The organism is Neobacillus sp. DFD-2R, assembly GCF_057747865.1.
This window is the reverse complement of record NZ_CM173228.1, coordinates 2,923,435-2,936,804: the sequence shown is the minus strand read 5'-3', so window position 1 is coordinate 2,936,804 and position 13,370 is coordinate 2,923,435. Positions and strand designations below refer to the sequence as shown.

Genomic DNA, 13,370 nt, shown 5'->3' with positions numbered 1-13,370 from the left:
ATTTTAAACATCTTTTGCTGTATCCGCATTTGTGTTTTCTAAAGACATTATGCACACACATTGTGATGTTTCCTTTATAGGTAACCGTAATGGCTGTGAATAAATGACAGGATGATTTGGAACTCTTTTAAGTAGAGTAACAATAACCCACGGATTACCGATATCACCCATATTTATTAAAATTGCATGTAAGAAAAATAGAAAAGAAGTGATAAAGTTGAAGTTTATGTTTGGTAAGAAAGATGATGAAGGAGCCGAAAAAATTCATCCGGCTGCCAGAAAACTAATGCTGGTCAATGCCATACGAAGTATTGGACAAGGCATGCTGGTTGTTGATTTGTCTCTATACCTCGCTGCACTGGGTTGGAGCACGGCGGCGATTGGAAGTGTGCTTGCTGCCGGAGGTTTGCTTGGTGTGGGACTAGCCCCCGTCATAGGTATTTATAGCGATCGATTGGGGAGAAAACCCTTTATCCTTTTTTCTGAACTATTAACAGCTGGATGTGCGTTGATTGGGATTTTATCTACAGATACTATTTTATTATTTATTGCAATCACACTTTCAGGTTTTGGGAAAGCGGACGCCGGTTCTCCCAGTCTGTGTGCCCCGGCGGAGCAGTCTTGGCTGGCGGCCTTTATCCCAAAAATAGAGAGGGGAAAGGTATACAGTCTGAATAATGCTCTTAGCTTTTTCGGAATGGCGGCGGGTGCCGTGCTGGCGGGGATCACGGCCTTATGGAATCATAACCTTCCGGGAGTCTCATCCTATCGCCCTATATTCTTCTTTATCTTCGTTTTATCGCTTGTTACCGCGTCAATCATTTTAACCATTCGGGAAGGAAAGATTGATAAACAACCAGGATATATAAAAGAGAAGTCAGGGAATCAGGAAAAGAGAATCCTGCGCGAAGAAAATTCTGCGGTCTTAAAGCTGGCTGCGATTAACATCCTTAACGGGATTGCCATTGGGCTTACGGGACCGATGATGTCTTATTGGTTTTCGGCTAAATTCGGAGTAAGCAGTATACAGATTGGAGGCACATTGGCTGTCACTTTTTTTGCGACGGGTGTTACCTCGGTTTTACAAGCAAGATTATCCCACAAACACGGGACAATAAGGTCCATTGTGCTAGTTCGTTTCATTGCAAGCCTGCTTTTGATTTTGATGCCCTTACTATCGTCATATACACTTGTTTCTGTCTTGTATATCATTCGAACGGCTTTAAACAGAGGTACACAAGGCGCACAGCAAGCGTTGAGTGTGAGTTTGACTCGTGACATGCGCCGTGGTTTCGCATCAAGCATCAATATCTTTTCAATAAGGCTGCCCATTTCGATTGGACCGTATTTCACCGGCTATCTTTTTGGATTGGGTTCACTGGCCCTGCCTTTTTACATAGCTTCCGGTTTACAATTCAGTTTTACTTATTTATATGGAAAAGTCTTCAGCATCTACGAAATTCGAATGAAATCCCATGCTTCATCGGGATGATGTTAGGGTTTTAGGATTGAGGAATTTTAAACTATACATTTTCAACAAAAAGGAGCCAGGTTAATGGATAAAATGAACCTAGCTCTTTTGGTAGAGAAAATTGTGGTTACCAAGCAGAAATTCCATAAAAGGGAGAATGTACAATATCATGGTAACCCTTTATTCCTATATCGGCGGGCGCCTTCTGCTTTAGACGAATTTGTTGCCAATATAGATAGGATCGGCAATAAAAGTCTGATTGTACGTACCAACATCCAGCACGACTGGCAGAACACGGCTTGGATCAATACCAGCTGCCGCTGTGTATACGGCAAGTTTACCAATCGCAATATTAATACAGCCTTCCCCTTGGTCCCCAATACCCAAAATGCTTTCAGAGTCGGTAACGACGATTAAATCAATGCCTTTTTTCGGCTGTCCAAGATTCTGGGGCCTTGTTTCGTTCGATTGATCGGCATGGAAATATCAAAGAACGTTTAAGTTATAAATCCATAGCACTTATTATAAAGAAATACATCGGAAAGCTGGGTATGGAAGTAAACGACTTTGCAGCACATAGTTTGAGAAGTGGACTTTCTACAAGTGCAGCTATGATGGGTATGACGGAAATATATGACGTTTTGTATCCTATATTTAGTTTCTGGTTTCATACTTTCATGTTTTTTAAATGCCAAAACCTTAAATGGGGAATTTGGTCGATGGTTCGTTAACGGAGTGCTACTAACATTCAGTTTAACCTTTTCGATAATTGCACCAAAAGTTATTATTAATAATGGTCGGTTTAAGGATTCTGATTGTAAAATTTTTAGGTGAATAAGAAAAACGTTTGAGATGAAAGGATTTACTTTGATTTTCAATTACAACTGTTTCTAAGTTTTTTAGTATACACTTTTTTATTAGGAAGGTCTGAGCTCCATCTCTTTTATGCTCAAAATAAGTATTATATTATGTTATGTTATTTTTTTACTTGTTTTTTGCTTTATATCTATCGGACTTATTTAAAAAAGAAACATGTATGAATACTTTTGTCAGGTAATATTCAATGCAGCCAAACCTATTCTATTATATTCTTTAAATCATGATAAAACTGTTTTTAGTTCACTGGGAGATGATGAACTAATTCTTTATGATAAGAGTTGTAATATGTACTTTAAGTTTGAAAAGATAGATAAAGAAAGCACATGATAATTTCTAAACTTCTTGATGTAAGATCGCTGTCCGAGCGGTCTTTTCTTTTTAATACATATATGTATATGTTTATATTAATAATGATTTTATTATTAACACTAAAATTATTATTAATATTAATTTAAATTTTTATATATTCTTCACAACAAGGAATTGTTTGTGATACTTTTCACTTAAACTAAAGGGGTTAGTGGAACAAGAAAGATGAAAATCCATCTCTCAATTATTTCGCATTTGACAAAAAAAGCGACACAAAAAAATGGAATAGTAAACGCAAAAAATATCAAAGAAATTGCTTTGATATTTTAAAAACCTTTTCCATTAACAAATAGATATTTTATTAGATATTTTTATTATAAATCGTTTCTTGCCATCTGTGATAACCATAAATAATTATCGATAAAGAGACAAAGAGAACAAATCTGCCCCAAGGAGTAATGTTTATTAGTTGGTAAATTTTTAATTTATCTTGAAACAAATAATGAATGGGGAAAATCGCAAACATAAAGTCTAATATTACATTTGTTATTAAATACACCCAAAATTTCCTATATGTATAATAAAAAATCCAAAGAGTTATTATCAAAAAAGCTCCTAAAATCCCAGGCATAAAAAAATGTTTGAACCATGGTATTATTGTGACTTTTACAATCCAATGCTTTTGATTGTAAGCTATAACATTATAAAGAAGCATTAAAAAAGACGCAAAAATAGATACAGGCATAAATCGCTTTATATCGTCCTTCTTTAGAAAAAATAAAGAGAACCAAGGAGCAATAAGAATAGTCCATAATACAATTTTATTTATCATATTGTTCATTGCAGCTCCTTCTAAAAGTATGAAGCTAATATTTGTTTTTTTAGGAGTGTATATTCAATAAATTTCTTAAGTTATGAAAAGAATGCTTAACGTCACACTTCGAGGAAAATATGAAGTATAAGAGAATGTGCTTGTTTAACTAACGGGTGCTTAAGTTTAGGGAGGATTGTAGCTGCCATCCTTTTTTCTTATTCGTCTAACGGTTCAGTATCTAACATCTTAATCTCCGAAATCGGAAAGGAGGACATCACTCAATTTCGACAGAATCATAGCTCCGATACCAGTGACTACTAACGTTATAATGATCGCAACACTTGAACATTCACAACAATATTCGGCACGAAGCAGGTGTTGTGTTGAAATTTTGTTTAGTAACCGGATTTTACAATTTCAAAAAATGGGTTCAGTGAAATAGAAACTGTTTTGATTGTCGGATTAAGATGGATGCCTTGTTGTTAGAAGTTTTGTTCGCTGCGTATTTTCTTGAATAATGCCCTGCAGCCAGCTGAAACAAGACGATAGGTTTCATCAAAATCACCTGTGTAAAATGGATCGGGGACATCTTTCCTGTTTTTGGTCAGGTCGAGTAGCCTAATGATCTTTGGATGATTAGGCTTGCCGATTATTCTGTAAATATTTTTTATGTTAGTTTCGTCCATACCGATAATATAGTCGAACTTCCAAAAGTCTTCTTTCTTTAGTTGGCGTCCAACAAGCCCATCAGAAGAGATATTGTATTTCTTTAGAATATCAAGAGTTCCTTCGTGCGGAGGGAAGCCGATTTGCCATGAACTGGTTGCTGCGGAATCAACTGCGATTTTTTTATTCAAATTTTCTTTTTTGACTAAGTCACGAAACAAAGCTTCTGCCATCGGTGAACGGCAAATATTCCCCAGGCATACAAATAAAACGTTAATCATGTACTTACCTCCTTATAATTTATCTTATTATTAGAGTACGGTGTTAATAAAAAATTGTGTAACAACCATGGAGTTTCCCCGTCCCACTTACAAAAACAATTGGTAAAAGTTGTACTTACATTAACGGGTGCAAGAATAAAAGAAAAGCAATGTTTTTCGGCATTGCTTTTCTTACGTCCCTTTTTAAAAATACTTCCTATAAAGCTCTTGCCTTAAACTCCCACTTAACTGTGCATATATCCTCGTAGTCTCACTTTTTTCATGACCTAGTAAACTCTGAATGACTTCAAGAGGGGCACCATTATTTAACATGAGAGTAGCATAGCTGTGCCTCAGCTGGTGTGGATGTATCGTTTTATTAATGCCTGCCCTTTTTGAAATCCGCTTAATGATGTATCTCATTTGGGCAATATTCATTCGATGAGGATACCGTTCGGTGACAAAAATGGCTGCATCGTCATCCTGGCGTTGTTCAAGGTATCGTTTAAGCCAAATTTCGCAGCGGATATTAAAATAAACTTCTCTTTCTTTATCTCCTTTTCCCCTTACAATGGCGGAACGGTTTAACCAATTTATTCGACTCCTTTGTAATGTAACAATTTCTCCTATGCGGCATCCAGTAGAAAACATGAATTCAAACAATGCCTTTTCCAATGGGCTAGTACACGCTTCACGTAAATGTTCAATTTCTGTTAAAAACTTAGGAATTCGTTTCCCTGCTTTAGGTTCCTTTATTTTAGCAGCAGGATTTTTTGAAACATGTCCTTCCTCATGTGACCAACGAAAAAATGATTTCATAAAACGTATTCGGTGAGATAAACTTGAAGGTTTTAGGGTTTCGCTCGACTTTGCCAGGTATTCTTTTAGTTGAACAGTGGATATGGTATCAACTTTAACATCCTTTAAATATCGAATAAGTAATGTGGCTTGTAGTTTATATGCTTTTAATGTTTGTGATGAGAACCCTTCAATTCTTTTATCCGATTCATACGTTTCCCAAGCCTTTGACAATAACAAAATACATCTCTCCCTAAAATTTCTTTTTTAGAGGAATTATTGACTTGATTCTCGAAATTGAAACTGGTGAGACTATTCAACTAGCGGGGCAGGAGTTGAAGAAGGATAGGGCATTTTTATATTGAATATTTATTATATATACCCATTTTTATAAAGATTTTGGAGGGTTATATGGACGATTTAAAGCAAAAAGTTCAAGCGATTATAAATAAAAAACAATTATCTTCGATAATGAACAATATAAAATGGGAATTACTGCAAAAGACTATTAAGGCTACTTTACAATTTCCTCCTTTATTTCAAGTTAAGTATGTCTTAGAAGATACCCCTTTTCCAGAAAACTTTGAAGATGATGTGTGGTATTGGGGTGAGTGGAATGAACAGTGGAATCAGGGTCTACGTCCGTTTTATAAAGTTGAATGGATAAGAGTCAGACCAAGATATGTAAATCATCGAGGTAGCCTCATTGAACCTGAAATAATTGATTTTACAAATGAATTTGTAGCGATGTTGCAAAAAATAAGAATCCCTTTTGTTAAAGAAGATGGTAAAATTTGCATTTGTGGTTATGTGAAAAGCACAGAAGTTTTCAGCTGAGAAGAGAACAGTGAGTATTATTGATTAACCTTATTCAACTATCGGGTGCAAGAGTTAAAGATCAGCCATCTTTACGGCAGCTTTTCTTATTGAAGTAACGCGGCAGGATAGTTCAACAAGGATAATGGTTGTTTGTGGTAAAATTTAAAAGGACTGGTTGCTTAATTAGGGGGTGTTCAAATGGGGGAAGATAAAGAAACAGAAGAGTGATACAAAAATAAAGCCGATTATGATTACAAGAATAAGAATTCCCGTACATTCCAACCTAAGCTACCAACTAAATCAGCAAGACCTCCACCGTGAAAGCTGCTAGAAGGATTTCCTTTTAATTCTTCTTGTCTTAATTTTTCTCTTCTTCTTTCAGGTTCTTATGCAACTAAAGGGGAGTTTGGTTGAGTAAGGGCTCAGATGGTTTTTTCTAATTGCTGTTTCTTGTTTATTTGGTATGAGTGCATCTGTAGAAGAGTTTGATCCATTAATTGAAATAGTGGAAGAAAACAATCCTGAAGAAACCAAACTAATAGAAGAAATGTTTGGCGGTACCCCTAAGTGAACGTTAATGGATAACATTGTGATATGTAGCAAATGTGTTGGGAATTATTGGTTAGTTATGATTCTTTACTAATCGTTCTAAAAAGGGTATTATTTAATCATGGTTTGAAATTCATGTGTTTATTTTAGAACGTTCATTCTATAATAGATTATGACGTTTGTTTTTGTTAGTATTGGTTCATGGATTTTTTTAAGGAGAAATAAAATGGCTAGAAGTAAAGAGTTTGACGAAAAAGCAGTATTAAGAAAAGCAATGGAGCTTTTCTGGGAACAGGGTTATGAAAAAACATCCATGCAAGATTTGGTGGATCATATGGGGATACACCGCAGGAGTATATATGACACATTTGGTGACAAGCGTTCATTGTTCTTAGCTTCCCTTAATCACTATGAAGAGCTCATCGTCAATGAGATGGAAAGCATAATTAGTAGCACTTCATCCATTAAACAGGCGATACGTGATGTTTTTATTTTCATACTGAATTCCATTGAACAATACCCAAAAGGTTGTCTAACAGTAAATGCAGCCATTGAATTATCTTTGTTGGACAAAGAAATTGGACGCATAGTTACAAAAATGTTTAACCGTACTGAAGATATGTTTAATAACCTTATAAAACGGGGCCAAACTAGTGGAGAGCTATCAAAAGAAATCGATTCTGATAACACATCTCGTTTCTTACACAACAATTTGGTAGGTATAAGAGTACTAATAAAAACTAATTACAATAAAAAAGAATTAGAAGGCATCATCACTCTAGCACTTTCAGTGTTGGACTAGCTTTCTTTTTTTACCCTTTTTAGAACGCTCATTCTAAAATCAGCATGAAACAAACCATCATAATGCATACTTATAAAATCGTTTTTTAATTTCTAAGGAGGAACACAAAAATGACAAACTTTAAAATACCAACAGAATCAGAATTTATTGAAGCAGATGGAACTCGTTACGCATATAGAAAATTTGGTACACAAGATGGTATACCAGTAGTATTTCTTGTTCACTTTAGAGGAACGATGGAAAACTGGGATCCAAACATGCTTGAACCTATTGCAAATACACGCCCAGTAATCTTATTTGACAATAAAGGGGTTGGTGAGACCGATGGACTAACGCCTACTACAATTGCTGATATGGCAAAAGATACAGCAACATTTATAAAAACTCTTGGATTAGAACAAGTTGACATTCTTGGTTTTTCCATTGGTGGCATGGTTGCACAAGAGCTAGCTTTACAAGAAGGAGATTTAGTAAGAAAAATTATTATGGCAGGTACTTCGCCTGAATCTGGTATTAATCCAAATCCAGAGATTTTTGAAAGAATGAATCGTCACGGCGGAACGGAAGAAGATGGAATAAATGATTTTATGTTCTTTTTCTACGAACAAACCGAAACAAGTAAATCTGCAGGAATGGCTTCACTACAAAGAATTTTTAATCAGAAAAAAGTAAACAGTTCAGAACAAGTAAAAGAGGCACAATTACAAGCCATTGCAAAATGGGCTAAACAAAAATCTAATCATGATTATGAATGGTTACAAAACATCAAACACCCTGTACTTGTTACTAATGGTGTTAATGATGTGATGGTACCGACTAAAAACAGTTATATCTTAACAGAGAAATTACCCAAAGCACAGCTGATTATATATCCTGATTCTGGTCACGGGCATCTGTTTCAATTTCCAGAACTATTTGCAGAACACGTAAATTCATTTCTTGATTCTAATTCTTATTAAAAAGGAGTATTCATATGAGCAGATTATTTGAAAAAGTTCGTATCGGAAACATTGACTTAAAAAATCGTATAGGTATGGCTCCGATGACTAGAAGTAGAGCTTTACCAGATGGTACACCGAGCGATTTAGTAGCAGAGTACTATGGTCAGCGTGCTTCAGTAGGTTTAATTATAAGCGAAGGAACCCAACCTTCAGATGATGGGCAAGGTTACACTAATACACCTGGTATTTATACAGAAAATCATATTAAAGGGTGGAAAAAAGTAACTTCTAAAGTTCATAGTGAAGGCGGTCATATTTTTGTTCAGCTTATGCATGTGGGACGTGTATCACACCCTGATAACACACCTCACCACCGCCAAGCAGTTGCACCGTCAGCTATTGCACCTGGTGTAGAAATTTTCACGGCAGAAGGAATGAAAGAAATTCCAACACCAAGAGAATTGAGTGAGCTTGAGATAAAAGATGTTATCAATGAGTTTCGTTTAGCAGCACGTTCAGCAATTGAAGCTGGTGCAGACGGAGTTGAAATTCACGGAGCGAATGGTTATCTGATCCAACAATTCCTTAGTGAAAACTCCAATCATCGTCAAGATGCATACGGTGGTACGATTGAGGGTCGTTCTCGATTCGCTATTGAAGTAGCTAAAGCAGTTGTTGATGAAATAGGAGCAGAAAGAACAGGCATCCGTTTTTCTCCTCAAGGAACACTGCAAGGCATTGATGAGGGGGAAAATAGCCTTGAGATGTATCGCTATTTAATAAGTGAATTAAATAAGCTTAACCTTGCATATCTGCATTTAATGCACTTTGGAAACGAGCAATTCCTAAAAGATGTGCGTCAACTTTGGGATCAATCACTTCTTGTTAACCGTCCAGGTCGTCCTCTAGATCAACTTTCGTCTGATGTAGATAATAATCTTGCAGATGTTGTCACAGTAGGCACTTGGGTACTAGCTAATCCAGACTTTGTAGAACGGATTCAATCAGGTGCTCCCCTAAACGAACCTGATAAAAACACGCTCTATGCAGGAGGAAAAGAAGGTTATACAGATTATCCTTTCTTAAAATAGTTTATTTAATATGAATATCCCATCTAGGGATATTCATAATCTTTTTTCTTATGTTCGTTATGAAAAGATACATGTGCGTTAAATAAAAATGTGGAGGATTGTAATGAAAGCTTTAGCAATTGAAAACTACGGTAAAAAACCAAATTTTTTAGACTTCCCTATGCCCAAAATAAATAATGACGAGGTCTTAGTTGAGATATATGCGGCAAGTATAAATCCTCTTGATACAAAAATTCGAAAAGGTGAATTAAAATTATTATTGAAATACAAGATGCCGTTAATTTTAGGAAATGATTTTTCTGGAAAAATTGTTGAAGTAGGTACTAGTGTCACGAAGTTTAAAGTCGGTGATGAGGTATATGGTCGACCTAGAGCAAATAAAATGGGAACTTTTACTGAATATCTCTCTGTTAACCAAGAAGATATTGCATTAAAACCTAAAAATTTAAGTTTTGAAGAAGCCGCCTCCATCCCTCTAGTCGGATTGACATCCTACCAAGCTTTACATGATATTCTGCGAATTGAAAAAGGACATAAAATATTAATACATGCAGGATCAGGGGGAGTAGGAACATTTGCTATCCAACTTGCAAAACATATGGGTGCTTTTGTCGCAACTACAGCTAGTGATGGTAGTGATTTAGTAAAATCTCTTGGCGCTGACGAAGTTATTAATTACAAGACAGAAAAGTTCGAACATTCGATTCGTGACTACAACGCAGTTCTTGATACCATTGGGGGGGCGACGTTAGAGAGATCATTTGTAACATTAAAAAAAGGAGGAAAGATTGTTTCTATATCTGGAATCCCGAATGGTCGCTTTGCTAAAGAAAATGGATTTAGCTCATTTAAAATAACCTTATTTTCAATTGCAAGTTATAAACTTACGAAGCTAGAAAAAAAACATAATGTCCAATACACGTTTCTTTTTATGAAGCATAGTGGAGAGCAGTTGAAAATTTTAACAAAAATGTTAGAGTCAGAAGTGATTAAGCCTACACTTGATAAAGTTTTTATTTTCGAAGATGCCCAAAAAGCATTGGAGTATGCAGAGGCGGGAAGAGCAAAAGGAAAAATAGTACTTAAATTAAAATAATTAGTCTTATCTAACAAACCTTTCCTTAGGTAGAAAGTGTTTGTTTTTTTAACTTATCGAGGTTGCTTATAGAACTAACGGGTGCTTGTGCGGCCGAGCCTAGGTCGTATCATATAGCGGGTGGGATTCCCGTCGAGTAAGAACTAGCCATTCGCTCGTAGCGAGTCTTGGAGGACTAAAGGTAACTTTAGTCTTTAAGCGTAGACAGTTAGGTACCGGGCCGAAAGCCAAATGGTTGAAGGGATTGAGCTCCATAATGTTAGTAAATCGAGAGGGCTGATGCCTTAAGCACAGCAGAAAGCTACATTTTATCTTTCGTTAAAGGCAAGAACGATAAAACCTCTCTGGAGTCCGAGACCTTGGCACGTTATACATTGATATGATATGGCAACTCGGGAGACCCTACCGGTCTTTTCTATTATAGAAGAGTATGGTCTACAAGCGATAACAAGCAAGGAAACCAAATGCCGATGCTAGGGAGTCGGATAGCAGCGTAGTACCAATGAAGTTGGGTAATGCCGATGGAGGAAAGGCTAGCTACCAGTTTATCACCCTTACTAGGGACACATTTACTACACACTGAGGTAGAAATAATAAATGGAGACAAAACTACTAAGGATAGCTGAATTAGCAAAATCTGAATCTAAGAAAAGAGATTAGCTACATTCTGTAAACGATAACTAGGAGGAGCCGTGTGCATTGGAGCAGCCGTCAAGGCTGAAAATCTTATGGAGTGAAAGTCTCCTGTTGTCAATTGACCGATTCGGACAACTAGCATATCCGATGCGTGAGGAGGTAACAAATCACGTTCTGCTCGGACGTAAAAGCCGTAGCTGCCTATATTACTCGGAGAATATAAGGTAGGAACAGTCAGTACGGCAAGCAAACCTAGAGGCCAGAAGGATTTAACGAATACTGCAGTCTCGAAATGGCTCCCCCTTCAGAAGCTGTTGAAGGGAATGTTGCATTCGCCGACCCATTGGTGCACTGGGGAAGGCCGAAGCCCTATAGGAAGAAACGGTTATATGCACTATAGGGGAAGCCGGGATATGGGCTCTAGCATCTAGGGAAAGATTTTCAGAGATAACGACGGGAAGGTCCTACTTCCAGCTGGGACGACAACAACCAGCAAAGACCCTTCATATAAGGTACCACCGAAATTGACAGGAGGATTTAAGGCTGACGGATGAGGTCGTAGTAGCTAAGAGGAAAAGGTAATGCTTTTCTAAATATGTAGAAACATATTTCAACAATGGTAACACCAAAGTTGAGCAAAGGACCTCTGGGCACTTGGATGCCAAGGGATTGTGATATAGGACACAGAGCCTTATTAATAACAGTTATTTGTCCCAAATTTGGCTAATAATGTAGTAAACCTTGTTATTGATGGGGGAATATGGGTGTCGCCATTTAATCCTAGGATAATTAGGGAAGGCTCATTTAGTAGAAATCCAAGGTCAGAACCGGCCTCGGGAAATCCGACCGTCCGGGATCGCAAGGGGGCTTCAGGAAACGTGACTTTAATTGGTGCGCGCGCCTGAATTCTATCCAGACAATAGTGCAAGCACGGTTCTGTGAGGGGGGAGGAGTACAATTTACCGCAAGGTAGAAAGGCTCCCTTCTACTCGACTAGTCGAATTATATGTTATGATGGAAAAAAATAGATTTTTTTGGGGGGATTAAAATGGTTACATGCTATCTGAAATATGTTATTGACCCTTATAAATTAAATGAGTTCGAGGAATACGGTAAGATGTGGATTCGATTAGTTAATAAATTAGGCGGTACACATCAGGGTTATTTCCTTCCACATGAGGGTGCTAATAATATTGCTTATGCATTATTCACTTTCCCAAGTTTAGCAACATATGAAGAGTACCGAGTAAAAATGGCATTGGATGCAGAATGTCAAGAAGCATATAAATTTGCAGAAGAGACTAAATGTATTTTAAGTTATGAGAGAAGCTTTATGCGTCCTATATTCGAATGAACATACATTAAAGTTGAAAAATAATCTATACATACCTTGTTAACGGCTGCAAGAGTTAAAGACGGGGAATCGCTGTGGCGGTCCCTTTTTCTTATTGAAGTAAAGTGGCAGGTTAGTTCAATAAGGATTCCACCAATTATCCCTTGAATATATAATTTAAATTAGACTTAACAGTTGAAATCTGGTGGTGAAAGAATTTATGTTATCTAAAATTTCAAAGTTTTTACACGAAGGCAAATTTTCAGGTGATGTATATCTAAGTTTAGATGGAATACAAATTAATGAGGATGAACTAATACTAACTATTCAAGCAACATATGAAGATGAAGATGAAAAACTACACGTATGGAAAGTTACCTGCACTGATTTTAGAGACCATAAATTAAATATAAATTACTTTGAGGAATTTGAAGTATTAGATAATCACGTTTTTCTATGGGAGTACAACAATAACTCAGCGGATTTGTTTTTTAAGGGGCATTGTAAAGATATTAACCAAGTTATCGGGGAATTGTTTTTAACTCATTCAAACATTGTGAACGGTCAATTACCTCTTGAAACTTATTTAAATATCAATTATCACAATGTAGATTTAAGGCATTTATTAAACCAAGGAGATGGGTTATTTTGTAAAGGACCAGTTAATTTAATTAAGGTGTATGAAAAGGTACTGTCAGGTAATGGTTATAAAACATCCATTATTGAATTTCCTACCAAAGAAAGTACACTATATAAAATATTTATTTTTGGAGATTCTTATGTTGTAGCTAAAGATTTTCAGGCTTTTCAAGTTTTATAAACTTCTTTCTTCAACTAACAAATCCTTTAATTTCACAACAAATCGGCTGCTGCGGCAGCCTTTTTCTTATTGTACTAATTGGCAGC

The 13,370-nt window shown here is 36.4% G+C and carries 11 protein-coding genes and 2 pseudogenes; 8 read left to right on the top strand and 5 right to left on the bottom strand.

The features are described from left to right. Positions 1 to 226 precede the first annotated feature (226 nt). A complete protein-coding gene (locus AC3ANV_RS14745) occupies positions 227 to 1,492 on the top strand; it encodes an MFS transporter (protein ID WP_488314230.1) in 1,266 nt (421 codons plus the stop codon). A 198-nt stretch (positions 1,493 to 1,690) separates the two neighbouring features. On the opposite strand, the pseudogene AC3ANV_RS14740 reads toward AC3ANV_RS14745, so the two are convergent. The 4 genes and pseudogenes from AC3ANV_RS14740 to AC3ANV_RS14725 all read right to left on the bottom strand — a co-directional run. Next, positions 1,691 to 1,897 (bottom strand): annotated as a pseudogene (locus AC3ANV_RS14740) (NAD-dependent malic enzyme); the annotation flags it as partial. A 1,123-nt stretch (positions 1,898 to 3,020) separates the two neighbouring features. After that, positions 3,021 to 3,500, bottom strand: coding sequence for a hypothetical protein (locus tag AC3ANV_RS14735; RefSeq protein WP_488309491.1), 480 nt, complete (start codon positions 3,498 to 3,500; stop codon positions 3,021 to 3,023). Between the two features lie 455 nt (positions 3,501 to 3,955). After that, positions 3,956 to 4,420 carry a low molecular weight protein-tyrosine-phosphatase gene (locus AC3ANV_RS14730; RefSeq protein ID WP_488309490.1) on the bottom strand — a complete coding sequence of 155 codons (465 nt, stop codon included), beginning with the start codon at positions 4,418 to 4,420 and terminating at the stop codon, positions 3,956 to 3,958. Positions 4,421 to 4,603: 183 nt separating this feature from the next. After that, positions 4,604 to 5,437: a tyrosine-type recombinase/integrase gene (locus AC3ANV_RS14725; protein ID WP_488309489.1), complete on the bottom strand. Its 834-nt coding sequence runs from the start codon at positions 5,435 to 5,437 to the stop codon at positions 4,604 to 4,606. A gap of 171 nt (positions 5,438 to 5,608) precedes the next feature. Here AC3ANV_RS14725 and AC3ANV_RS14720 point away from each other — a divergent pair, with 171 nt between their 5' ends. Continuing rightward, entirely contained in the window at positions 5,609 to 6,034 is a 426-nt protein-coding gene (locus AC3ANV_RS14720; protein ID WP_488309488.1) for a DUF6678 family protein, read from the top strand. 233 nt (positions 6,035 to 6,267) lie between these two features. Here the strand turns inward: AC3ANV_RS14720 and AC3ANV_RS14715 are convergent. Next, positions 6,268 to 6,348, bottom strand: a pseudogene (locus AC3ANV_RS14715) (DUF6366 family protein); the annotation flags it as partial. A 443-nt stretch (positions 6,349 to 6,791) separates the two neighbouring features. Here AC3ANV_RS14715 and AC3ANV_RS14710 point away from each other — a divergent pair. The 6 genes from AC3ANV_RS14710 (at position 6,792) to AC3ANV_RS14685 (ending at position 13,284) form a co-directional block, all read left to right on the top strand. Then, the gene (locus AC3ANV_RS14710) at positions 6,792 to 7,367 is read left to right on the top strand and encodes a TetR/AcrR family transcriptional regulator (protein WP_133340118.1); all 576 of its coding nucleotides are present in this window, start codon (positions 6,792 to 6,794) and stop codon (positions 7,365 to 7,367) included. A 110-nt stretch (positions 7,368 to 7,477) separates the two neighbouring features. Continuing rightward, positions 7,478 to 8,326, top strand: coding sequence for an alpha/beta fold hydrolase (locus tag AC3ANV_RS14705; RefSeq protein WP_084006895.1), 849 nt, complete (start codon positions 7,478 to 7,480; stop codon positions 8,324 to 8,326). Between the two features lie 14 nt (positions 8,327 to 8,340). Beyond that, the gene (locus AC3ANV_RS14700; protein WP_028401896.1) at positions 8,341 to 9,399 is read left to right on the top strand and encodes an alkene reductase; all 1,059 of its coding nucleotides are present in this window, start codon (positions 8,341 to 8,343) and stop codon (positions 9,397 to 9,399) included. Between the two features lie 103 nt (positions 9,400 to 9,502). Next, positions 9,503 to 10,495 carry an NADP-dependent oxidoreductase gene (locus tag AC3ANV_RS14695; protein ID WP_488309487.1) on the top strand — a complete coding sequence of 331 codons (993 nt, stop codon included), beginning with the start codon at positions 9,503 to 9,505 and terminating at the stop codon, positions 10,493 to 10,495. A 1,684-nt stretch (positions 10,496 to 12,179) separates the two neighbouring features. Beyond that, positions 12,180 to 12,485 carry an NIPSNAP family protein gene (locus tag AC3ANV_RS14690; RefSeq protein WP_488309486.1) on the top strand — a complete coding sequence of 102 codons (306 nt, stop codon included), beginning with the start codon at positions 12,180 to 12,182 and terminating at the stop codon, positions 12,483 to 12,485. Positions 12,486 to 12,684: 199 nt separating this feature from the next. Then, positions 12,685 to 13,284, top strand: a complete 600-nt coding sequence (locus AC3ANV_RS14685) for a hypothetical protein (protein ID WP_488309485.1) — start codon at positions 12,685 to 12,687, stop codon at positions 13,282 to 13,284. The last annotated feature ends 86 nt before the right edge of the window (positions 13,285 to 13,370 follow it).